Genomic DNA, 24,528 nt, shown 5'->3' on the forward strand with positions numbered 1-24,528 from the left:
GCTTTTAACCCCAAGGCCTTGGATGATTATCAACAAAAATATAAAGAAAAGAAAATCAATCAACTAAAGAAGAGAATCGCTCAACTTGAAGCTGCTTGAAAAAAGAAGTTATATAAGAGTCATTGGTGATGTTTTGGAATTGTCATTCATATTACAGTCTGCGTTACGGGACGATGTCGCCGGAAAAGCTTGTAGAACAAGCCAAAGTGCTTGGCATAGAGGCATTGGGGATGACTGACATCAACAATTCCACCGGGGTGCTTGATTTCGTCAGACTTTGTAAGGAAGCAGGTATCTGGCCGCTGGCCGGAATTGAATTCCGCGATGGCGACACCCTTCTATATACCTGCCTGGCAATGAATAACGAAGGTTTCCGCGAGATAAACGAGTTCCTGTCCGGCCGGAACCTGGAGGGGACTCCCCTGCCCCGCCATCCGCCGGTTTTTCAGAATGTCTACGTCATTTACCCTTTCGGATCTGTTACCGGACGAAAATTGAAGGATCACGAAAAAATCGGCATCCGGCCGGAGTTTGTCCGCCAGTTGCTACAGACGGAGTTTTCCCATAACCAAAAGGGGTTAGTCGTTCAACATCCGGTGGTCCTTGAGAGCCCTGCCAGTTTCCTGCTCCATCAGAACCTGCGCGCCATCGACCACAACACACTCATTACCAAGCTTCAACCGGGTCAGACGGCATCCCGGCATGAGTATTTTGTTTCACCGGAGCGCCTGTCGGGAGCTTATCGCGACTACCCGGAAATCATCCTGAATACGGAAAAGATGATGGCATCATGCCAGATAGACTTTGATTATCAATCGGTTAAGAACAAGGAAACATTTACGGGCAGTCTCTACGATGACCGCATCCTGCTCGAGAAACTGGCGATGGACGGCCTGGAATACCGCTACGGTAAAACAAACAAAGAGGCCATCAAAAGGATAAGGCATGAACTGGAGATCATTTACAAGATGGGATTTTCGGCTTATTTCCTCATTGCATGGGACATTATCCGGTATTCCATGAGCCGGGGGTTTCATCATGTCGGAAGGGGCAGCGGAGCCAACAGTGTTGTTGCTTATTGTTTGAAAATCACAGATGTTGATCCCATCGACCTGAATCTTTACTTTGAACGATTTATCAACCCGAAGCGGACCAGCCCACCCGATTTCGACATCGATTATTCCTGGACCGAGCGGGAAACGGTGCAGGATTATATCTTCAAAAGGTACGGGCGGGAACACACCGCTCTGCTGGGGGCCATGTCCACCTTTAAAGGCCGTTCCATCCTGAGGGAGTTGGGAAAGGTATATGGCCTGCCAAAACAGGAGATCGATGATCTGACCAACTCGCCTTACACGGAAATCAATAAAAATGCCGTTACACGCCAGATTTACGAGATCGCGCGGATGATGGTCGATTTTCCTAACATCAGGAGCATTCACGCCGGCGGGGTGCTGATCTCCGAAAAGCCCATCACCTGCTACACGGCGCTGGACATGCCCCCCAAAGGGTTCCTCACTACCCAGTGGGATATGTATGTTGCTGAAGATTTCGGCTTTGAAAAGCTCGATATCCTGAGCCAGCGCGGTATCGGCCATATCAAGGAATGCTCTGACATTGTGGCTGAAAACAGGGCAATCAAAGTGGATGTTCACCAGGTCGAACGCTTTAAACGCGATCCCAAAGTTAAGTCACAGCTGAAGAACGGTGAAACTAACGGCTGTTTTTATATTGAAAGCCCGGCCATGAGGGGCTTGCTGAAAAAACTGAAATGCGATAACTACCTGACCCTGGTCGCGGCCAGCTCCATCATCCGCCCGGGTGTCGCCAAATCAGGCATGATGAAGGAATACATCCACCGTTTTCATCATCCCGATAAGTTCCGGTACATTCATCCCGTAATGAAGGAACAGCTGGAGGAGACTTACGGGGTGATGGTTTACCAGGAAGATGTGCTGAAGGTTTGCCATCATTTTGCCGGGCTTGACCTGGCCGATGCTGACGTGCTGCGACGGGCCATGAGCGGGAAATTCAGAAGCAGGAAGGAGCTTGACCGCATCGTGGATAAGTTTTTTCAGAATTGCCGCGAAAAGGGATACCCGGAAGAAATCACGAAAGAAGTCTGGCGCCAGGTCGAATCCTTTGCCGGTTATTCCTTTTCCAAGGCCCATTCAGCATCCTATGCCGTGGAAAGTTTCCAGAGCCTTTACCTTAAGGCCCATTACCCACAGGAATTCATGGTGGCCGTGATCAACAATTTCGGCGGATTTTACCGGACATGGGTATATTTCAATGAAGCCCGCCGGAGCGGGGCGAAAATACACCTCCCCTGCGTGAATAACAGCAACTATAAGACCTGTATAAGGGGCAGCGATATCTACATCGGGTTTATTCACGTCGACAGCCTGGAGCGCCAGATGGGACAGTCGATTATTTCGGAACGCGAAAAAAACGGGATGTTTGCCGGCCTGGATGATTTCGTGGAGCGGGTGAATGCCGGTCTTGAGCAGCTGATCCTGCTCATCCGTATTGGGGCCTTCCGGTTTACCGGCAGGTCAAAAGCCGAACTGCTCTGGGACGTCCACCAGTTGCTGCACCGCAGTCAGCCCAATGAACACCACCAGTCGCTCTTCCGGGCGCCTTCCAGGGCATTCGAACTGCCCCGCCTGGTGCACAACCAGGTGGAAGACGCCTATGATGAGATCGAGCTGCTGGGCTGGCCGGTAAGCATGACAGCATTCGACCTGTTGCAGACCCCGTTCCGCGGGGAGATCATGGCCAGGGACCTAACCGGCCATATCGGGAAAAAAGTGAGAATGGTCGGAAACCTGGTGACGATAAAGTATGTCCGCACAGTCAGGAAGGAAATCATGCACTTTGCAGCATTCCTGGATCATGAAGGAGAATTCTTCGATACGGTGCACTTCCCTCCTGCGCTGAGGACGTTTCCTTTTAAAGGCGACGGGGTTTATCTCATTTTGGGAAAAGTGGTGGAGGAATTCGGTTTCCCCAGCCTGGAAGTGGAAAAGATGGCAAAACTGCCGTTAAAACCGGATCCGAGAGGCAGATAGAGGAGTTTTAAGGTTTAAGTGTTAAGGTTTAAGTTCGGGTATTTTTTTATGTCTGTTATCAGAAAAGTGTCAACCTGAAAAAGAGATGAATTTCGTTTCAACCTATTGAAACAACAATTATTGCATAGAAATAAGTGGATATAATCCTATTCATTTCCTAAACTGTCGAGCTTCTTTTTGTAATCCGGGTCATTGGGATTCAAGTTGTAGGCTTCTGCATAACATATGCGAGCGTTTTGGATATCGCCTTTTTTACTATATGAAATGCCCATATTGTACCAGGCCTCGTGATAGTCCGGTTTTATTTCAACGGCCTTGCGGAAGGAGGAAATCGCTTCGTCATAACGCCCCCATTCATCCAACCAAAACGCAAGATTGTTATATAACTGATGACTTTGAGGTAAAGCTGATAATGCCTGCAAGTAAATAGCCTCTTTCTCTTTGGGATCTTTGGCGGCTGCAACTTTCAATTGCCACTGAAGCCAGTCGGTCGTATCAAAATCATCAGCCACTTTACCTAACTCGCTTTTTTCTTGGGCAGTACCTGTCAGGCCAATGCCCTTTCCGGCTTCTTCAAATTCATTGCGCAGTTTTTCGGCACGCTCTTTTGCCAGTTGTTCCAGCACATCATGTATCTTTGTAAGGCCAAAAAGGTCAATAAAGCGGAACATCAGCCGGTTGAATCCCCCGGTAACAACAAAACTGCCCCGATGTCTCGCTACTACATCTAAAATATCTTGGCGCGGGGTGCGTTCACTAACCAGACACCAGTACATTCGCTGGCAAGCGTCAATATGATTGAGGTAGTTCATCAGACTTCCGTCATTACCGCCATAGCCTATTACAATAGGTATATAGTTACTGAAAATACCGTTCAATGCTTTTTTCCATTGAGGCTTTATTTCTGCAATTTCGTCCTGGTCGTTCAGTGGATCCATGTATAGACCGGGATGTATTTTAACAATCAGAGGTCTTGTACTGCTTGGCCGCGCCAGGTGGGCTACATTTTCGTGGTTGCAAACCAAAGCGCGTTAGTTAGTAAATACCAATAGTGATTCTTCAGTCAGCGTGTCGAAGTTTGTTGTGATAACTACGTTGTGTTGTGTGCGTTGCAATACCTGGCTCAATATGGTATAGCCAAAACCGGGGTTACCTTTCTCTATAATACTGGTAATGTGGTGTATCCCATCATCGCGGTGGCCATCATAGCGTAGTCTGAATAGTTTGGAATAAAAAGCTGGAATATTGTTTTCATCAAAAGCCACTTCAGTTTTCCAATCGGCAATTCTTTGTTCGGAATGAAACTTAGGAAGTTCGCTATACCACTGCCGCGCAAGCATGGCTCCGCTTTCAATGCCAGATTCCACGCTGGCACCTGCACCTAATATAAAACAGATTTTATTGTCGGGATTGCGCAAAGTATCGCGTAAATGGTTGATTAGGACTTCGGTGGAAATAGTGGTTACAGGCATTTTCAGTTACTTATATGAGGTTTTTCGAATATTCCTTGTTTCTGGTTCTATATTGTCGTTAAAACATGACGTATAATATGGCTAAATGTACCACATATACTTATAATCCAGCGCCTGAATTATTATATATACTACAGACGGATGTTTGTGCGAATAAACATAACTCTACCTGAGTGGGATTCTTTATACATTAACGAATACATCCGTTTCTATAGTTAAATGTTGACTAATAGCGAATTGACGTGGTTAACTCTCTCAAAAGTACAATATTTAGATGTCCGAATTATCCTTCAGCATCTGTATTAATTAGTCACCGGAGCTATTTTCTTGTTTACCCGGGCTTTTTCGAAATATACAAATAGCAGGCAAATTCCCGCGTAAGCGGGAAACTCTTTCATGCCGCGCCGCTTTTGGTTAACATCACTAACAACGTCATCCCCGCGAAAGCGGGGATCCGCTTCAAGTACGAACCCTGATCAACCCGGTTCCTGTTGATTTAATCCTGCCGATGGCGGCCCCCGTGATGCCGCTTTCTGTCATTCGGTGAAGAAAATCCTAGTTGAATCTTTCTGGTGAGATGCCTTATTATTTGGCGTAAACGCTATTTTTATCTATATCTGATTATCTCAAAACAACCATGGTTTTTATCATAAATAAAAATCTCATACTGCAACCTGATATATCTTATTCTCTCTGTCCGCTGCATAGCTTAAAACTGCATAAATGTCGTCCTCCGTAAGCTCATCAAAATCTTTTAGAATCTCCGGAATTGTCATCCCGGAAGCTAACCAGCCAAGAATATCATTCACAGATATTCTCATCCCTCTGATGCATGGTTTACCGCCTCGTTTTCCTGGTTCTATTGTGATAATCTGTTTATAATCAATCATAATATTAACCTTTTTGCAAAGATACATCATAAAATTACGAACCCGGGTTTGAAAATAATAGAAATAGTGTCTAAAAAGAATATTTAGATTTCTTGCAGATTCACGCAGATCATTTCAAATCAGCACATTATAATCCGCGAAAATCAGCGAGAAATTCTTCCTGCCATACGATGTGAATCCGCTTTTTACCGCTTTCCACCAACAAAGGTGATCCTGCGTAAAGAAATATCAGCCGGGGTATGCTGAATGTCCCAGGTAGCTCCTCCATCGTTTGTGTGAAAGATTTGCCCATGCCCGGAAAAACCTTCTGACGTTATCCAAACCATGTTTTCATCCATTGCTGCGACCCCCATGTACATGGCCGACAATGCGCCATTAATGCCCGGTTGTTTAACCCAATCGCTATTTAGCCCGGATAGTTTGAAAATCATGTTATAATCGGTTGCAACCCATACTACCAGGTTATCTGCATAAGGGAAAATATCCGTATTACTGGCAATGCAAACACCGTTATTGTGATTGTACCCGATAGGAGTCGGTTTATTCACCCATGTTTTTCCTCCGTCTGTTGTATAAATGGCCTGGCTCGGACCCACAGCCCAGGCAAAATTGGCATCGACTGCATGAATGTCGATGAGCGCATTGGGCATATTACCGGTGGTAAGGCAGTCGGTCCCCTGCCTTTCCCAGGTAAGGCCTCCATCGGAAGTGTAATGGATCATTGCAACCGTATCGCCCATTCCTACAACCCAGACATGGTTTTCATCTGCAGCTGCCACCATCTGGTATTCATCTGAATAATCAATTGAGGCCTTTAGGGCTGTCCATGTATTTCCTCCATCTGTTGTTTTCAGGATCACTCCCTGGTCGGCTACAGCCCAGCAAACATCGTTATTCACAGGACAGATTCCCGATACAGATACATCCGGCAGTCCTGAACCTGATCCTTGACGGACCCAGGTTATACCTCCGTCTTTCGTTCTTAAAATCACCGGATAGCCGCTTTCAGAAATTCCGCCAGCCCATGCATTATTTTTATCTACGGCACGGATGTCCTGCAGGTATGCATCAGGGATCATCGTGGAATCGCCCTGTCTTTCCCAGCTGGTACCGCCGTTTGTCGTATGAATGATCGTTCCGAAACCATTGTGCGCATTCCCTGCCGCCCAACCAATTACTTCATTATCAGGCGGATTGTCGTTGTTTTTATTACAACTGGTCATGAATACCGGCACTGCAAATAATACCAAAATCATCAAGTTTTTATTTATCATGATTATAATGGATAAAGATTGATGTTGAATTAATTTTCAGAAAAGACCGGTTTGGTTGCCCACAAATATAAGAAATCCATCTGTAAAAATCAATTTTTTTCTTCACTCGGATGCCTGGGTAGATCCAACCCGAAAATCACCCAACCCTGATCAATCCGGTCCCCTGTGATGTGATCCTGCCAATGATGGCAGCGGTGATTCCACTTTCATCCATTCGGTGCAGAAAATCCTCTGCGTATCTTTCCGGTAAGGCAATCAACAGCCCGCCGGAAGTCTGGGCATCGCAAAGCAAAACTTTCCTTAGGTAAGACACTTTTTCGTCCCAGATCACAAATTTTTCAGCAAATTCAAGGTTATTGAGAGTTCCGCCCGGAATAATATTAGCTGCAGCCATTTCTTCTGCCCCGGGCAATAAAGGGACATCCGATGAAAAGATTTCAGCATCCACGCCACTGGCAGATGTCATCTCATATAAATGCCCCATCAATCCAAACCCGGTGATATCAGTGCATGAACTGACCGGAAAGTCTTTCATGATTTCTGCGGCTGTTTTATTAAGCATCATCATCTGGTCGATGGCAATTCTCCCCAGATTGCTATCAAGCACTCCCCTCTTCATAGCAGTTGCAAGAATACCTGTTCCAATTAGTTTGGTGAGGATCAGCTTATCTCCTGGCAGAGCGCCGTCATTCTTCAGGATTTTTCCAGGATGGATAATCCCGGTGACTGCCAGGCCGAATTTAGGCTCCGGGTCATCCACCGTATGACCGCCAATGATCTGGATCCCGGCTTCAGCCGCCTTATCGGATGCACCTTTCAATATCTGCTTAAGCACTTCCAATGGCAACCGGTTAGATGGGAACCCGACAATGTTCAAGGCAAACAATGGAACCGCTCCCATCGCGTAAATATCGCTTAGTGCATTGGCCGCTGCAATGGCACCGAATTCATAAGGATCATCAACCACCGGGGTGAAAAAGTCAAGGGTCTGGACAATAGCCTGGTCATCGTTGATCCGGTAAACTGCCGCATCGTCCGATTTATCATTTCCCACCAGGATATCCGGATGAAAACTTACAGGCAGGGATTGCAGTATTTCCTCCAGCGCCTCGGGACGGAGTTTGCAGGCACATCCCAGCCCATGGGTAAATTGGGTTAACCGGATTTCCCGCTCTTCTGCAGCTACAGGCTTATCCGACATCATGCGGCTTACTGCCCTGATTATCGAACCGGATGCATTTTCAATATCATCTTCATTGAGAAACCGTCCGGTAGAAAATCGGATAGTACCCATGGCAATTTCAAGCGGTACATCCATGGCTTTCAAAGTTGCTGAAATATTGGTTTCCCCTGCATGGCATGCTGCCCCGGCAGATGCTGCCACTTCTTCAGATAATTCAGATAAGATAAGGTTTGCTTCTATTCCGGGAAAAGAAAGGCTAAGGGTATTAGGTAGACGGCGTTCGGGGTGACCGTTAAGAACCACGTCCGGAATTGCTTCAGAAATCTTTTGATGAAGAAGATCACGGAGTTTTTTGGAATGCCCCATATTTTCATCCAGATCCCTGAGCGCCAATTCACAAGCCTTTCCAAGCCCGACGATCAATGCCACATTTTCCGTGCCGGCCCTTAAATTGTGCTCATGATCAGCGCCATGAATCAATTTTTCCAGCTTTACACCATCCCTGATAAAAAGCGTCCCAACACCTTTAGGAGCATAAAGTTTATGTCCTGCCACGGAAAGTAAATCGACATCCAGGTTATCAACCGGGATTTTCCCGGCCGATTGAGCTGCATCAGTATGAAAGAGAATATTATGTTTCCGGGCAAGAGCAACAAGCTGTGAAATAGGCTGAATGGTCCCTACCTCATTATTTGCATGCATGATGGTAACGAGGATCGTTTCATTGGTAATGGCTTTTTCCAGGTCATTAACCGATACCAACCCAGTTTCATCCACTGGAAGCCAGGTAATCCGGAAACCCTGAGTTTCAAGATATTTGCATACTTCCGAAACGGCAGGATGCTCTATACTACTGGTTATAATATGATTACCCTTATTTCTATAATTAAAGGCAACTCCTTTTATTGCCAGATTATTCGACTCACTTCCACCACTGGTAAAAATGATTTCATGATTCTTGCATCCCAGCAGAGCAGCAACCTTGGCACGGGCATTTTCCACAGCCATTCTGGCCCGGGCGCCGTAAACATGAGTGCTGGAAGGATTTCCAAAGATGCTTTCAAGGTATGGTCTTATGGCGTCTGCTACTTCAGGATGAACCGGCGTTGTGGCGTTGTAGTCGAGGTAGATCGGTAAGGGCATGATTGTTAGTTTCTGGTTTCAATTTCAAAGTTACTTTTAATTAAAATGATCCTGCCTTCCACAATAATAATTCAGATAGATTTGATTTGTTATTTTTACAATTGAAATGCTCTGGAACATTGAAACTTGAAACCTAGCTAATGCAAGAATTTGAAAATAAAGGAGATAAGCCCACCAAAACCGGCTTCGGTGAAGGAGTCAGGGATGCTGCCAGGATTAACCCTCATGTGGTCGGGCTGGGTGCAGATATTACAACATCTGTTGGAATGAACCTGTTCGCCATTGAGTTCCCTGAAAGGTTTTTCTCTCTTGGAATTGCAGAACAGAATTGTATCGGTGTGGCAGCAGGAATGGCCTTATCGGGCAAGATTCCCGTATTTTCAACCTATGGCGTATTTGCTGCCATGAGGACAACTGACTTTATCAGGATATCCCTTTGTTATAACAACCTTCATGTCATTATTGGAGGAGCGCATGCGGGGATTTCGGTGGGGCCGGATGGCGCCACGCACCAAGCCCTTGAAGACATTGCCATGATGCGTGTTCTCCCCAATATGACCGTCATTTCCCCATGCGATGCCACCCAGGCAAGAATCGCCACCATTCAGGCCATACAAGAGCTCACCGGTCCGGTTTATATCCGGTTTGGAAGGGAAGCCGTACCTGATTTTACGGATGTGAATCAGAAATTTGAAATTGGAAAATCGGAATTGATGTACGATGGTAACGATGCAACCATTATTGCCACGGGACACCTGGTTTGGGAAGCCCTGCAGGCAGCTAAGGCATTGAAAGAAAAAGGCATACGGGTGAGGGTGTTGAATATGCACACCATAAAACCTATTGATAAAGGGGCTATTATCAAAGCCGCCCGCGAAACCGGAAGGATCATCACTGCTGAGGAACACCAGGTAACAGGAGGTTTAGGGGGTGCGGTTGCAGAAGTTATAGCAGGGAATTTCCCCGTGCCGGTTCATTATGTCGGGATGCCCGACTGCTTCGGTGAGTCAGGAAGCCCAAGGGAGCTTATGGAAAAGTATGGGCTTACCAGTCAGTCTATACAAAAAATCATTCTGGAAAGCCCGGATATTCGATCCTTGTAAGATATAAACCTTTGGCAGGGACTGATTCCCCTGCACCCGAACGTTTTTTGCTTTCTATAATCCGTCTTAAATCTTCGATCGAAATTTTTTGCTGCCCTAGATCAAGGAGGGTCCCAACAATTGCCCTCACCATGTTATGAAGAAAACGGTCAGCTGTAATAGTAAAAATCAGGCGGTGGTCAGATAAATCCCAATTTGACCGGATTATCTTGCAGATATTAGTTTTTCGATTTGCATTAGGCTTCGAGAAGCTTGTAAAATCATTGTATTCTTTCAATATATCAGCCCCTGCGTTCATCAAACCGATATCTGATTTCTGAGGAACAAACCATGAAAACTCATTTAAAAATGGATCCTTTCGGGTATGGATGTGATATTCATAGGTTCTGGAGATGGCGCTGAACCGGGCATGAAGGTCTTGAACGACGGGAAAGATGTTGTATATCAGGATATCTTCCTCCAAATAACGGTTTAACCCGCGTGTAAGTTCATTCAGCTCCTCCCGGCTTTTCTCTTCCTCCAAATCAAAGTGTGCATAAAACTCCCTGGCATGGACGCCGGTATCAGTCCTTCCGCAACCAGCCATATTAAAATCCATTGACCATATTAACCGTATCGCTTTGGTAATAACCTCCTGAACGGTTAAAGCATTATCCTGGATCTGCCAGCCATGATACCTGGAGCCGTTATAAGCAAGCTTGATGAAATACCGGTAAGACATCTTATCTAAAATCGGTTCAAATTTAAGGCTTTCCTGCTTTTTTAACTAATTGGTATAGTAATTTAATATTTTTGTGTTATCATTTTAAAATTCGTGTTACTATGAATATAAAACGATTTGGTGTATCATTGGAAGATGATCTCCTTCAAGCGTTGGATGAATTTGCTGCAAAGAATAAATTTCCTAACCGGTCACAGGTAATCCGTCACCTGATCCGGAAGAATCTTGTTACGCAGCGATGGGAAGGAAACCAGGAAGTTGCCGGAGCCATTGTATTGGTATACGATCACCATAAGCGAGACCTGCAACATAATTCCACGCAAATCCAGCATGATTTTCACGACCTGATCCTTTCGGTACAACATGTGCACCTCGATCATCATCATTGCCTTGAAACCATTGCTGTTAAAGGAAAATCGGACAAGCTGACCGAATTGGCCAACCAGTTAATCGGGCTTAAAGGGATTTTTCATGGTGAATTAGTGATGAGCGGAATGTGATTAGTTCTGAGTTCTGAGTTAATAAAATAGTCTATGAAATTAATTATTATTTTCAGTATGATTATGATAGCAAATTCTATTATTGGGCAGGTTGTTTCCGATAAGAAGGAAAGCATACAAGGCTTTTCCGAGGAGCAAATTTCACAAAAAGATAGCACGGGTTCCCATTCTAATGAAAATGCAGGAGTCGTATTTTCCAATTTCCCCATTCACCCGGAAGATTACGCAATTGATATCCGGATGATGATGACTAAAGTCATCGAAAAATACGGGTATGAAGAATGGAGGCTTGTGGTTTTGACCAGCGAACTGCATGGTCATCTGGGCGTTTATGCAATAATCGGCGCCAAGATGGGTTTGTACGCCAGGGAAATCCTTAATGCCGGACATGATGAACTGATCATCATTACAAACGCAGGGTCTAAACCTCCAATCAGTTGTTTGAACGATGGCTTGCAGGTCAGCACCGGCGCCACCCTTGGTCATGGGCTGATCAGCATCAGGGAGGTTAATACTGCAGGCCCGGTTGCTGATTTCACCTGCGGGGGAAAGACAATAAGAATAGCTCTTAAAGAGATCATTTATAAAGAAATAGAAGGCTCAATAAAAGAAGCAATCAAGGTATCAGGAGGACTGACAGCCGAATACTGGCAAAGGATCCGGGAACTGGCCCTTGACATCTGGCTTGAATACGACAGGAATGAGATCTTTGAAATAGAGGAAGTTAAAGGAAACTAAAGAGGAACCAAATTAACAATCGAACAATCGAACAATTTAATTTAACAATTATCGAATGCTCCAATTCTTCACAGGTATCCTGATGTCCTCAGTACATGTGGTTACCGGTCCGGACCACCTGGCAGCGGTCACTCCACTGGCAATTGAAAACCGTAAAAAAGCCTGGCATATTGGATTTTTCTGGGGATTAGGCCATGTTTTGGGAATGTTGATGATTGGAATGTTGTATATAGCTTTCAGGGAAGTCATTCATGTAGAAAAAATTTCCGGATACAGTGAATACCTGGTTGGCATTGTTCTGATCGGAATAGGAATCTGGGCAATTATTAAATCGCTGAAACATTTTCATTCTTATCATGTTCACCCTCATTATCATGCAGTGCCGTCCCCACAGATCCATATTCACCGGCATGAACATGAAGATGAATTTGAGCATTTTCATGAACATCAGAAGACAAACAGGCAGAATAGCGTTACGGCACTCCTAATCGGAACCCTGCATGGTTTTGCAGGAATTTCACATTTCCTCATAATCCTGCCTACGTTGGCACTGCCCAGTATGCATGATTCAATTATCTATCTTTCTGGTTTTGCATTTGGAACAATAATCACGATGGTTTCCTATGCACTGATTTTAGGCCTGGTTGCCCAAAGGACTGCTGATTTCCCTAAGTCAAAAGTTTTCAGGAACATACGGATCATTGCTGGTTCCCTGGCTATTGCAGTTGGCATTTGGTGGCTGATCTGAACTTAATCCTTCCAGGATAACCGCTTTTTAATCCTGTATTCCGAAGGTGTCATGCCCGTAACCTTCTTAAACAAGCATTAAAAGAAGATTTTGATTGAAAGTGTAAAATTATATAGTAAGAAGATAGTCTGTTCCTTACTCCACAATACCTAACGGTTTGGTTTCAGCCCATAACCCCCTGGTAAAGTCAGGAATTTCAAGCATCTGGCTCTTATTTCTTACGGATATTTCGCTTAGTTCAACAATGCTTGACCAGGCGGCTGCATCATAAACATTCTCGTCGAGGGGAAGGCCATTCCGGAGGCAATAGATCAGGCGCCAGTCCATGATGAAGTCCATCCCGCCATGACCGCCGACTTCCCGGGCCATCTCCCCTACTTTTTTGACTAAGGGATGTTCATATTGAGCCAGGAGCTTTTTGTACTCGTCTTCAACCAGCCATTCGTGGGCATTGGGTTCCAGGGCGATCTGTTCCACCGGCCATTTCTGCGCAATTCCGCCCGTTCCGCTGATCATATGGATCCGGCTGTAAGGCCTGGGACTTGTCGTGTCGTGCTGGATCATAATGGTTTTACCATTTGCTGTTCGGACAAGTGTTGTATTCATATCACCCAATTCATAAGCTTGCTGATATTCGGGCGAGTTTTCCCCGAATTTATTTTTTGCATATAAGCTCATTCCAACCTGGTTGGTAGATATGGAAGTCAGGTATTCCATCCGGTCGCCGCGGTTGATACCCATGATCTGGGCAACCGGGCCAAGGCCATGAGTCGGATAAAGGTTGCCATTATGATTCATACTGTATTTAAGCCTCCACATGTTATAATAGCCATTTTCCTCATCGAATTTCAACCAGCGCAGGTCATGGATATAAGCACATTCAGCATGCATGATTTCGCCAAAGACCCCCTTTCGGGCCATATTTAAAGTTGCAAGTTCAAAGAAATCATAGCAACAGTTTTCCAGCATCATACAATGTCGTTGTGTCTGTTCTGCTGTATCGACGAGCGACCAACATTCTTCAAGTGTAGTTGCACCGGGAACTTCAATGGCCGCATGCTTTCCATTCTTCATTGCATATACTGCATTAGGGGTATGCAAGTACCACGGAGTGCAGGAATACACAAGGTCTATATCATCTCTTTCACAAAGTTTCATCCAATCATCTGGTCCGGCTGAAAAGCCAATTGGTTGAGGTAATCCAAGATCTTTCACATTTTTTTGAGCCTGAAGGACCCTATCGGGCAATATATCACAAACCGCGGTAATTACTACACCGTCCACGCTTAGCAATCTACTTACCGCTTCCATCCCTCTCATTCCCAACCCAATTACCCCAATACGGACTTTTCCCAATGGCTTACAAGTAAGCCCCATCACGGTTTTTTGACCTGACGGCCTGTTTGGGGTAATTCCTGGAATGGCTGAAGCGTATCCGCTGATTCCTTTCAGGCCTAAGCCAAGAGCCGCTGCACCTGCCGCAGCAATGCGGATAAAATCCCTACGATTTGTTCCTTTAACGGACATAATAGTATTTTTATTTGTTATTAATAACTTTGTAAATTTATAAAATGTTACTTGAGTATTATTGAAAAAAGTATGAAAGAAAAAACAACATTGACCGCTGTAAAAACATATGGTATTCTGCTTATTTTTGGTTTATCCTTCATACTGTTAAACGGATGTCAGAGAATTAGCCCTTCAACGTTGGACTATCCCATAAAACCTGTAGCATTTACTAATGTAAAGGTATCCGACAATTTTTGGGCCAGGCGGATGTTAATCAATCACGAAGTTACTATCCCGATCGCTTTCCGGAAGGCACAAGAAACTGGCAGGATTGACAATTTTCTAATTGCCGGAAAACAAGTTGAGGGTAAATTTTGCTCACCATACCCTTTCGATGATTCAGATGTATACAAGAATATAGAAGCAGCATGCTATTCGATGCAGATTTATCCAGACCCAAAACTCAATGCCTATCTCGACTCATTAATCGGCTATATTGCTGCTGCGCAGGAAAGTGACGGATATCTGTATACAAACAGGACTATTGATCCGCAAAATACACATGAAATGGCAGGAAAGCAACGGTGGGAAAAAGAAGAAGAGAGTAGCCATGAACTTTATAATGCCGGCCATTTATATGAAGCTGCTGTAGCCCATTACCAGGCTACAGGCAAACGGACATTACTCGATGTTGCTATAAAAAATGCAAACCTTACCGACAGTTTGTTTGGTTGGGGAAAAATCGAGAAAGCACCTGGTCACCAGGAAATTGAAATCGGTCTTGTAAAGCTTTTTCGTGTTACCGGTGAAAGAAAGTACCTTGATCTCGCAAAGTTTTTTCTTGATGTGAGGGGATCAGGCGGGGATGAATATAACCAAATGCATAAAAAAGTAGTAGAGCAGGATATTGCTGTCGGACATGCGGTGAGGGCTCAGTACATGTATGCGGCGATGGCCGATATAGCAGCTCTTACGGGAGAAAAGAAGTATTTGAAAGCAATAGATACGTTATGGTCAGATGTGGTATCAGGGAAAACGTATATTACAGGAGGCATAGGTTCGGCCGGGAGCTACGAAGGGTTCGGAGAAGCCTATGACCTTCCCAATATGGAGGCTTATTGTGAGACCTGCGCGGCCATTGCTAATGCATTATGGAATTACCGGATGTTTTTATTCCATGGTAAATCCAAATATTTTGATATTTTCGAGAAAGTCCTTTATAACGGCTTGCTGTCAGGTGTTTCTTTAAACGGTGATCAGTTTTTTTATCCAAATCCCCTTGCTTCAAAGGGCCAATATACCCGCAAACCATGGTTCGGTTGTGCCTGTTGTCCGGTGAATATTACCCGTTTCCTGCCATCAATCCCTGGTTATATTTACGCAGTTGATAGGGATAAGCTTTTTGTAAATCTTTTTATTGGTAATGAAGCTGAAATTAAGATCGAAGGGCAAGATATCAGACTTGGGCAATCAACCGACTACCCTTGGGAAGGTCAAATCAGGTTAAAGCTAAATACATCGGAGCCTTTATCCTTCAACATGATGGTCAGGGTTCCAGGTTGGGCCAGGAATGAGGCGTTTCCGACAGATCTGTATTATTTTGTTGATGAATTCAAAGAACAACCAAAGTTTTTAGTTAATGGAAAAGAATTGAAGGTTTCTCAAATAGATGGCTATGCTTCTATTGAAAGAAAATGGGAAAATGGCGATGAAGTTATTGTTGAATTTCCTATGATGCCCAGAAGAGTCAAATCGAACAAACTGGTCAAAGCCAATGAAGGGCGTGTTGCTTTGCAACGCGGGCCTATTATTTATTGTGCTGAAGCGATTGACCAAAAATTGCCCGGTGTTATGAACCTCATATTGGATGACGATGCAGAGGTACATTATGATTATCAAACAGGTTTGCTCAGCGGGGTAGGCACCTTAACCGGTACCATTAATGCTGCTTATGAATCGGAAGCCGGAATTGTCAGCCTTGTACCACAGGAGTTCAGGGCAATACCCTATTATGCATGGGCTAACCGCGGTTCCGGTGAGATGACAGTCTGGTTTAAGGATGGTTTTGTTCAGGATTTCTAACCCTTGGTCTTTAACTTTTCAATCAGGTCTTGTGCCGCCTTGAGTTTATCGATTATCTTTTCTTTTTCGCGCAAATCTTCTGTTATATCCACTCCGATGCTTAAGCTCCCTGTTATATTCTCGTTAAGATCCCGGGTCCTTACATTAAACCACCTGATCATTTTTTCTTCCTTGTATTTGGTTAAAATCAGGTTGTTGTAATGAGTATGAAATTCAAAATCAAGAATTTCGATAAATGCGCCCTGAACTTTATTGTACTCTTTTGGAGGAATAAAAAACTCAAACCAGTCTTTACCCATAACTTCATCTTCCTCGTAACCAGTTAATTCAAGAAAAAACGGATTGATAAACTCTACATGTCCCATACGGTTAAGGTCAACAACTATGACATCTGCTTCATAAATCAGGTTTCGCCATTTTTTCTCCTCTTCGTAGATTATATTATTTTCAAAGACATTTTTCAGTAAATCGGCATATGGGATAAAATTCAAAATCAGGTAAAACAGGAAAATTGTAAAAGGAAGCAAGTAGATCGAATTTATCGGGCCAAGGTCAACAATCTGATCGAATAAGCCTGCGAACAAGATCAACCCTAATCCTGTAAAAAATATGATAACGGTTTTATAACTGACAGAATCTAATCTTTTAACGATTAAAAGAATAGTTGAGATGGCAAACATTAAAATAGTCATGTCAGTAATTGCCCTCCACCAGGTAAAACCTTTACTGATCAATGGAATATTGCCATCAGACAAATCACTAAAGTACCGTGCTTGATTATTGCCAAATAAAATATTATCAGGTATGATCAGGCTCAGGATCATCAAAAAACCAATCATTGAAACATGCAATAAAATGATCAATTTCTTTGTATGCTCCAGGAAATAAAAAATTACACCAAGCATGAAAATGAAAACAGCCTGGGTCAATAATAACTGACATCTCAATAGGGTCAAATGATGATCTGCTATGCCAAAAGGTTCAGAGCATAATATAATTACGCTAAAACGGAGAAAAACAACAAAAGAAAGTATTAAACTAATGAGAGCCAGAATATTACCCCTTTTGACAAATGATAGAACAAGTTGAAGAAAGCACGTAAAAAGCGATATTGAAGCGAACGCGGTATATAATACCGAAACGGTTTTCATTGAGATAATAATATGAAAATTGTGGCAAAAGCTTAACAAAAATAAACAAATCAATGACAAAAGTCAAAATTTATATAAACAATTTTCTTATTCTTTAGCGCAGAATGCTGATATCCCCCATCATTTTCTTTCCGGACCAGCATTGGAAAAATCAAGATTAAATACTTTATGAGCAAATATTTTTAATTTTACTGAAATTTTTATAACGATCGGATAAGTCATACATTCCCTAGGATTGAGATAAGATGGCAATCCGGTCCGAAAAATAATACACATGAAAACTTTAAGAACAATCACGTTTTTGATTTTTATTTCCATGATTATTCTTTCGGCCGGATGTACGTCACCAGAGGGTGGAAGAAGAAACAAGAAAGGTGAACTTAAAGGGACCATTTCCATTTCAGGAGCTTTTGCTCTTTACCCTATGACTGTTAAATGGGCAGAGGAATTCCAGAAGCAAAACCCTGCTGTAAGAATCGATATATCGGCAGGAGGAGCAGGAAAAGGCATGACAGATGTCCTCTCAGGAATGGTTAACCTGGCCATGTTCTCCCGTGAAGTCAGTCAGTCCGAAATTGACCAGGGGGCATGGTTCATAGCCGTGACAAAAGATGCTGTTTTACCTACCATCAGCAACCAAAACCCTGTTCTTGATGAAATATTAAAAAAGGGATTTACACAGGAAATTTTCAAAGAAATTTACCTTAGTGGAAACACTCACACCTGGGGCAAATTTCTCGAATTTCCCGATCAAAATAAAATCAATGTTTATACCCGTTCAGATGCATGCGGTGCTGCTGAAATATGGGGAAAATACCTGGGAAAAAACCAGGAAAGCCTTCTTGGGGTTGGCGTTTTCGGTGATCCCGGCATTGCAGATGCGGTTAAAAATGATAAATACGGGATTGGCTTCAATAATGTGATTTATGCCTATGATATCAAGTCGCGTAAGAAATATGAAGGCATGGAAATCATCCCTATTGATTTTAATGGTAACCGGTTGATTGATGCTGAGGAAAACTTCTACGGAAGCCTTGATACTATTATGCTTGCCATTCAAACCGGCAGATATCCGTCGCCACCTGCACGTGACTTATATCTTGTCTCCAAAGGCAAACCAACCGATCTTGTGATCATTGCTTTCCTTGACTGGATACTTTCTAATGGTCAGCAATATGTACACGAAGGGGGCTATGTGCAGCTCCCTGATGAGAAGATCAAAAACGAAAAATTAAAACTCAAATAAGCTTGAGCAGGTATAGAATTGGGCGACATCTAAGAAGCAGGCTGCACCTGATCTGGATGATGATCGGTCTTATAATGGTCATTTTCCTTCCTTTCTTTCTGGGAGTCGGGCTTTATATAAAGTCTACCCTCCTTTTGGAAGACCAATCGCTTGTTGACCTTCTGTTCTCAAGCGACTGGCGGCCATTGTCCGGGAAATTCGGCTTTTTAGCTTTTGCCGTCAGTTCTATATGGGTGACTGTATTATCCCTTTTAATAGCCGGACCTATATGCCTGCTAACTGCAATTCACCTGACACAATATGCCAAAGGCTGGGTCCTTCGCATCATGCACCCGGTTATTGATATCCTGGCAGGGATACCTTCCGTAATTTTTGGTGTTTGGGGAATACTCGTTATTGTACCCTTCATTTCACATTATGTAGCTCCTTTTTTTGGAGTCAGTTCATCAGGATATACTATTATCACCGGCGCAATTGTTCTGGCTGTTATGATCATTCCTTTTGTCCTGAATATTCTTATAGATGTATTTAAGACTGTTCCTGATGAGCTTAAAGAAGCTTCGCTTTCGCTCGGTGCCAGTCAATGGCAAACGATCAAACTGGTGTTGCTCAGGAAAGCTTTTCCGGGCATTATTTCCGCTTTAGGGCTGGGCATTTCCCGTGCATTCGGCGAAACCATTGCCGTTCTGATGGTTGTTGGAAATGTGGCTAAAATACCGACCGGGATATTTCAGCCGGGGTATCCCCTGCCAGCACTTATCGCAAACAATTACGGGGAAATGTTATCGATTCCAATGTACGATTCGGCACTGATGCTGGCCGCGTTGATCCTGTTCTTCGTGGTATTGGTGTTTAACTTTTTATCACGACTAGCCATTGTAAGGCTTGAAAAACAGACGAGCTGATGAGGAAGTTCAGATTCATAGAAGAGAAATTTTTCAGGGTTTTGATGTTCATTTCAACTAACCTGATCGTGATCATACTTCTCCTGATCATTTTCAGTATATTATATAAGGGCTTACCGTCACTTTCCTGGCAAATGATTTCTCAAACCCCAAAAGGCGGCTTTTATTTTGGTAAGGAAGGCGGGATCCTGAATGCAATAATCGGCTCCCTGTATCTTTCAATCGGCGCCACACTGCTGGCTGTTCTTATCGGGTTGCCGGTAGCATTATTAATGAATGTCATCCTGGTGAAGCATAAAAAACTTATCAATATGATCAGGTTTTTACTGGACCTGCTCTGGGGAATACCTTCTATTGTTTATGGTGCTTTTGGATTTACGATCATGATCTATTTCGGGCTAAAAACTTCTTTGCTGGCAGGTATTATCACTGTAACGCTATTCATCATTCCAATCATGGTCAGGGCCATGGATGAGGTTTTAAAAACTATATCCATCGGGTTATTGGAAACATCCTTGTCACTGGGATCAACTCATTCAGAAACTGCTTTCAGAGTATTCCTGAGACAGGCTTCTCCAGGACTTGTCACAGCCATCCTGTTATCATTCGGAAGGGCAATAGGTGATGCGGCATCAGTGCTTTTCACAACCGGATATACCGATCATATCCCTACTTCACTCATGCAGCCCACGGCAACATTACCGTTAGCCATATTTTTCCAGCTTTCATCACCTATTGCAGAAGTTAAGGACCGGGCCTATGCCTCCGCCGTTATCCTAACGGTAATCATTCTCATCATCAGTATCCTGGCAAGGTTATATTCTAAAAGGTATCAGAAACACAAAATTAATTTCTGACATGGATAAAGGTGTCAAAATACTTATCAAAGATCTCGATCTGTACATCGGGAAACAACATATTCTGAAGAATATCAATGTTGTTATTCCTGAAAAGAAGATTACCGTCATACTGGGCCCTTCGGGCTGTGGAAAAACCACCCTGATGAAAAGTATGAACCGGCTTACCGATATATACCCGGACGTGAAGGTAACCGGACAGATCTTTATTAATGATGATGATATCCTTCATACCCAGATGGATATTACAAAACTCAGGCAGAAAATGGGTCTCCTGTCTCAGCGTCCTTACCCCCTTCCAATGAATATTTATAACAATATCGCTTATGGATTAAGGATCAGTGGAAGGAGAAAGAAAAGATTTCTGGATAAGCGTGTTGAACATTATCTCAGGGTTGCAAATTTATGGGATGAAGTGAAAGACAGGCTGAGGGACCCGGCCTCTAAATTGTCAATCGGCCAGCAACAACGACTATGCCTGGCGCGCGGCCTTGCAGTTGACCCTGAGATCATTCTTGCCGATGAGCCGACTTCTGCTCTGGATCCCATATCCAGCCAGGCTATTGAAGAGAAATTCATCGAGCTCAAAAAGAATTATACCATCATCCTGGTAACCCATATCCTGCGTCAGGCCAGGAGGATTGCGGATAACGTTATCTTTATGTATATGGGAGAAGTAATTGAACAAGGCACTGCAGACCAGGTGTTTAATCATCCGAAGGAAGAAAAAACCAAATCCTATCTAAAAGGGTTATTCTATTAAATTTTATTTATTCTTGAATCCTTAAATTTTAAACTGATGAAAAAAGTACTGATATTTTTTATTTTCGGACTGTTAATCATTTCACAAACGAAAGGACAATTTACGCTGAAAGGAGAATTCAGACCCCGTTTTGAATACCGGGGAGGCTATGGGGAAATCCTTTCGAAAGATGAAAAACCAATTTTGACAATTTCTCAGAGAAGCAGACTATCGGCTTACTATCAGACCGGGATTTTCTCATTCGGGTTTGGAATCCAGGATGTCAGGGTTTGGGGGGATGATGACATGTATTCTTCAACCGGCGTTACCGGGAGTAAGTCCAGTATCGACCTGAATGAAGCATGGTTGGGGATTAAACCTTATCAGAATGGATTGATTAAAATTGGCAGGCAATACTGGATTTATGAAGATGAGCGGTTACTTTCATCGCGTGGATGGAATCAAAGCGAAATTAAGTATGATGCAGTCCTTTTCCAGCATATCCAGGATAAATTGCAATTTGATGTGGGACTATCCTGGAATAACTTATCTGAAAAAAATTATTATGATGAATATACCAGCGCTAAGATGAAATCATTGAATTTCATATACCTGAAAAAGGGCATCACAAACTGGCTTAATGTTTCGGTAATGGCCCTTGCGTCTGGGTTTACTGCTACTGACACGACACCTGATATAAACTGGCAAGGAACTTATGGCGGTTACCTGGGGATAAAAAAAGGAGGGCTTAGTGCCATGGTCAGTGGTTTTTACCAGAATGGGAAAAACAGGAAAGGATTAGAGACCAGTGCTTATATGTTTGCCATCAGCGGTGATTATATTTTTAAGAAGGCCTTTTCAATTGGTGCAGGAATTGATTACCTGTCGGGTAATGATCAGAAGAAAATCAATTATCCCGATTATGGGGAAAAGTCTCATTCTTTTGATAATCTTTATGGAGTCAGGCACAGGGTTTTTGGGCACCTGGATTTATTCAATAATCTGCCAAAAGCTACCGGTGATGGCGGGATTATGGATATATTCCTGAGATTAAAATGGAATCCGGTAACCAATACAACACTCGCTGCAGACTTTCATTTTTTCAGCCTTGAGAATAACGTGATTGATGCATTGCCTCCCATGCAAACCAGTTACATACCAAAAGGACTCGGACAGGAACTCGACCTCAATATTTCATGGGATATCAGCAAAATAGTGAATTTGAAAGGAGGTTATTCTTGCTATCTCGTTACAGATTCCATGGAAAAACTCCAGGGAATTGAACCCGGTAACTCGAGGTTTCCTTCCTGGGTTTGGGTGATGATAACTGCAAAACCTGTTTTCCTCGAGAAATAAAAAAGGCCGCCTGATTCACCAGGCAGCCTTTTTTATTTATTTATTCATAATTATTTGGGTAGTTTAGCACCTTTGGCAATGATGTACATCTGAACACTAAAGTTCTTTGTCTCGCCCTGAATAATCTGGAATTCGGTCAATGCCGGGCTTCCCAGGCCACCTGATCCATACCATCCGACAAAGTCTCCTGATGACCAAGTAGCACCATTGTCAATATCTTTCCATACATCGAGGTAATAATTGCCAGGAAGCACATCAACCATCGAAAAAGTAACAGAAGCGCCTGAACCAATAGCACCCACAAATTTGATGGGCTGGTTCCAATTCCAGTTATCCAGCGTTGTATAAATGCTGACCTTAGAGTTGGAAAGATCACCACTAACACCTGCCGGGAAATAGGCTGTACCATTAATGGTCGTGACGGTGCTTACAGCAGTGACCGTAAGGGTGCCTGAACCGGTGGCTGTGCCTCCTTTACCATCCGTGACCGTAACAGTAACTGAATAAGTACCTGCCTGGCTGGGTGCAGTCCAACTGACTGAAGCGCCAGCCCCGTTGATGGCACCACCGTTTGGGGTGTAAGCATACGTCAAGGCATCGCCATCCGAATCAGTTGCTGTAACAGTTACGTTAACGGAGCCACTGGCCGCGATGCTGGAAGGATTAACAGCAACTGATACAATTACCGGATTGCTGTTATCTTTTTTGCAGCCAGGAAATAGGACTGCGAGAGCCAGGAAAAAAATGCCTGTCAATGTTGTAATGAGTAAGACTCTTTTCATAGGTTTAAGATTTAAATTTTAAGTGGGTAAAGATAAAAAGAAAATGACGATTCTGTAAATAAATTGCAAAAATTATTCTCCAAGTGCTTGTTTCAGGAATTGAACCCTTTCAAATGCAGCTATATTTTCATGATGTTTCGTTAATTTTCCTTTGAAATCGTCGATTTTTTCATAACCTTTCCAGGTCATCCATTTCTGCAGATCACTGATCATCGTATCAATATAACCGAGCCCATTGATATATAATGTTGAGCATACCTGAACTGCTGATGCACCGGCTAATATCATTTTAATCATGCCACTTCCGTCATGAATCCCGGTATTTCCGGCAATATCACATTTAACGCGTGTGGAGAAAAGGGATACCCAACGAAGAGGCTGGCCCATTTCCTGCGGGCAGCTCAAATAATTCGGCCGGGTGATTTCTTCCGTATCAATGTCAATATCCGGCCTGTAAAAACGGTTAAATACAACCATGCCATTGACTCCGGCCTGACAGAGGCGTTTGGTAGTATTAAATGCATTGCTGAAGAAAGGGCCGATTTTTATTGCAATTGGAATATCGACATTCTTCCTTACCTCCTCGACTATTTTAACATAAAGATCTTCGATTTCGGCACTGGAGGTTCTTTCATCTTTTGGCACGATAAAAACGTTTAACTCCAGACCATCCGCGCCGGCTTCAACCAATTCCTTCGCATAACGGGGCCACTCGGTGGCGGTGACACAATTAATACTGGCGATAATCGGGATATTGGTTTGTTCTTTTGCTCCATGTATCAGTTTAAGGTATCCTTTGATCCCATGCTCCTTTGAATGCTGACTTATGAATTCAATCGCTTCAGGATACCAGAAGTAACTCTCGTCCTGGTCTATCAGCCGGTTGGGATCTGCAATAAATTGTTCCTCAAACAGTGATTTCAAGACGATGGCGCCTGCGCCATAGTCGGCACATTTTTTAATATCTTCGACTGTACTGGTTATTCTTGAACTACTGACAATTAGGGGGTTGCGAAGCTTAAGCCCCATATAAGTCGTTGAAAGATCCATGCTAT

The 24,528-nt window shown here is 43.5% G+C and carries 21 protein-coding genes; 11 read left to right on the forward strand and 10 right to left on the reverse strand.

What is annotated here, in order from left to right:
• Positions 1-128: 128 nt before the first annotated feature.
• Positions 129-3,071: a DNA polymerase III subunit alpha gene (gene dnaE / locus M0Q51_02195; protein ID MCK9398790.1), complete on the forward strand. Its 2,943-nt coding sequence runs from the start codon at positions 129-131 to the stop codon at positions 3,069-3,071.
• A gap of 146 nt (positions 3,072-3,217) precedes the next feature.
• On the opposite strand, the gene M0Q51_02200 is transcribed toward dnaE, so the two are convergent.
• The 5 genes from M0Q51_02200 to selD form a co-directional block, all read right to left on the reverse strand.
• Complete coding sequence (locus tag M0Q51_02200; protein MCK9398791.1) at positions 3,218-4,009, reverse strand: tetratricopeptide repeat protein; 792 nt, start codon at positions 4,007-4,009, stop codon at positions 3,218-3,220.
• Positions 4,010-4,102: 93 nt separating this feature from the next.
• The gene (locus M0Q51_02205) at positions 4,103-4,543 is read right to left on the reverse strand and encodes a hypothetical protein (GenBank protein ID MCK9398792.1); all 441 of its coding nucleotides are present in this window, start codon (positions 4,541-4,543) and stop codon (positions 4,103-4,105) included.
• A gap of 662 nt (positions 4,544-5,205) precedes the next feature.
• On the reverse strand, positions 5,206-5,433 hold the full coding sequence (locus M0Q51_02210) for a DUF433 domain-containing protein (GenBank protein MCK9398793.1): 228 nt from the start codon (positions 5,431-5,433) through the stop codon (positions 5,206-5,208).
• A 185-nt stretch (positions 5,434-5,618) separates the two neighbouring features.
• The gene (locus M0Q51_02215) at positions 5,619-6,689 is read right to left on the reverse strand and encodes a YCF48-related protein (GenBank protein ID MCK9398794.1); all 1,071 of its coding nucleotides are present in this window, start codon (positions 6,687-6,689) and stop codon (positions 5,619-5,621) included.
• 154 nt (positions 6,690-6,843) lie between these two features.
• Positions 6,844-9,033 carry a selenide, water dikinase SelD gene (selD, locus tag M0Q51_02220; protein MCK9398795.1) on the reverse strand — a complete coding sequence of 730 codons (2,190 nt, stop codon included), beginning with the start codon at positions 9,031-9,033 and terminating at the stop codon, positions 6,844-6,846.
• 140 nt (positions 9,034-9,173) lie between these two features.
• Between selD and M0Q51_02225 the strand changes: the two genes are divergently transcribed.
• Complete coding sequence (locus M0Q51_02225; protein MCK9398796.1) at positions 9,174-10,136, forward strand: transketolase family protein; 963 nt, start codon at positions 9,174-9,176, stop codon at positions 10,134-10,136.
• On the opposite strand, the gene truA is transcribed toward M0Q51_02225, so the two are convergent.
• On the reverse strand, positions 10,102-10,857 hold the full coding sequence (truA, locus tag M0Q51_02230) for a tRNA pseudouridine(38-40) synthase TruA (protein MCK9398797.1): 756 nt from the start codon (positions 10,855-10,857) through the stop codon (positions 10,102-10,104). The genes M0Q51_02225 and truA overlap by 35 nt on opposite strands.
• 101 nt (positions 10,858-10,958) lie before the next feature.
• Between truA and nikR the strand changes: the two genes are divergently transcribed.
• Genes nikR through M0Q51_02245 form a run of 3 tightly spaced genes read left to right on the forward strand, consistent with a single transcriptional unit; the run spans position 10,959 to position 12,843 of the window.
• Positions 10,959-11,357: a nickel-responsive transcriptional regulator NikR gene (nikR, locus tag M0Q51_02235; GenBank protein ID MCK9398798.1), complete on the forward strand. Its 399-nt coding sequence runs from the start codon at positions 10,959-10,961 to the stop codon at positions 11,355-11,357.
• 33 nt (positions 11,358-11,390) lie between these two features.
• On the forward strand, positions 11,391-12,095 hold the full coding sequence (locus tag M0Q51_02240) for a formylmethanofuran dehydrogenase subunit E family protein (GenBank protein MCK9398799.1): 705 nt from the start codon (positions 11,391-11,393) through the stop codon (positions 12,093-12,095).
• Positions 12,096-12,150: 55 nt separating this feature from the next.
• The gene (locus tag M0Q51_02245) at positions 12,151-12,843 is read left to right on the forward strand and encodes a sulfite exporter TauE/SafE family protein (GenBank protein ID MCK9398800.1); all 693 of its coding nucleotides are present in this window, start codon (positions 12,151-12,153) and stop codon (positions 12,841-12,843) included.
• Positions 12,844-12,978: 135 nt separating this feature from the next.
• On the opposite strand, the gene M0Q51_02250 is transcribed toward M0Q51_02245, so the two are convergent.
• Positions 12,979-14,370 (reverse strand): Gfo/Idh/MocA family oxidoreductase, encoded by a 1,392-nt coding sequence (locus M0Q51_02250; protein ID MCK9398801.1) that lies wholly within the window; start codon positions 14,368-14,370, stop codon positions 12,979-12,981.
• 72 nt (positions 14,371-14,442) lie between these two features.
• On the opposite strand from M0Q51_02250, the gene M0Q51_02255 reads away from it, so the two are divergent.
• A complete protein-coding gene (locus tag M0Q51_02255) occupies positions 14,443-16,434 on the forward strand; it encodes a glycoside hydrolase family 127 protein (protein MCK9398802.1) in 1,992 nt (663 codons plus the stop codon).
• Here M0Q51_02255 and M0Q51_02260 read toward each other — a convergent pair.
• Positions 16,431-17,339, reverse strand: coding sequence for a PAS domain S-box protein (locus M0Q51_02260; GenBank protein ID MCK9398803.1), 909 nt, complete (start codon positions 17,337-17,339; stop codon positions 16,431-16,433). The two genes, M0Q51_02255 and M0Q51_02260, sit on opposite strands and share 4 nt — an antisense overlap.
• A gap of 520 nt (positions 17,340-17,859) precedes the next feature.
• Between M0Q51_02260 and M0Q51_02265 the strand changes: the two genes are divergently transcribed.
• From M0Q51_02265 to M0Q51_02285, 5 genes are read left to right on the forward strand one after another with little or no spacing between them, the layout of a single operon-like run.
• Positions 17,860-18,831 carry a substrate-binding domain-containing protein gene (locus M0Q51_02265; GenBank protein MCK9398804.1) on the forward strand — a complete coding sequence of 324 codons (972 nt, stop codon included), beginning with the start codon at positions 17,860-17,862 and terminating at the stop codon, positions 18,829-18,831.
• Between the two features lie 2 nt (positions 18,832-18,833).
• The gene (pstC, locus tag M0Q51_02270; protein ID MCK9398805.1) at positions 18,834-19,736 is read left to right on the forward strand and encodes a phosphate ABC transporter permease subunit PstC; all 903 of its coding nucleotides are present in this window, start codon (positions 18,834-18,836) and stop codon (positions 19,734-19,736) included.
• Positions 19,736-20,593: an ABC transporter permease subunit gene (locus tag M0Q51_02275; GenBank protein MCK9398806.1), complete on the forward strand. Its 858-nt coding sequence runs from the start codon at positions 19,736-19,738 to the stop codon at positions 20,591-20,593. The genes pstC and M0Q51_02275 overlap by 1 nt, the downstream gene beginning before the upstream one ends.
• Position 20,594: 1 nt before the next feature.
• Entirely contained in the window at positions 20,595-21,356 is a 762-nt protein-coding gene (locus M0Q51_02280) for a phosphate ABC transporter ATP-binding protein (protein MCK9398807.1), read from the forward strand.
• 36 nt (positions 21,357-21,392) lie between these two features.
• The gene (locus M0Q51_02285) at positions 21,393-22,691 is read left to right on the forward strand and encodes an alginate export family protein (GenBank protein MCK9398808.1); all 1,299 of its coding nucleotides are present in this window, start codon (positions 21,393-21,395) and stop codon (positions 22,689-22,691) included.
• Between the two features lie 50 nt (positions 22,692-22,741).
• On the opposite strand, the gene M0Q51_02290 is transcribed toward M0Q51_02285, so the two are convergent.
• Together M0Q51_02290 and M0Q51_02295 are read right to left on the reverse strand one after the other, a co-directional pair.
• A complete protein-coding gene (locus tag M0Q51_02290; protein MCK9398809.1) occupies positions 22,742-23,473 on the reverse strand; it encodes a PKD domain-containing protein in 732 nt (243 codons plus the stop codon).
• Between the two features lie 72 nt (positions 23,474-23,545).
• Positions 23,546-24,523, reverse strand: coding sequence for a dihydroorotate dehydrogenase-like protein (locus tag M0Q51_02295; protein MCK9398810.1), 978 nt, complete (start codon positions 24,521-24,523; stop codon positions 23,546-23,548).
• Between the last annotated feature and the right edge of the window lie 5 nt (positions 24,524-24,528).

This window comes from Bacteroidales bacterium (assembly GCA_023229505.1).
Taxonomy (GTDB): Bacteria; Bacteroidota; Bacteroidia; order Bacteroidales; family JAGOPY01; genus JAGOPY01.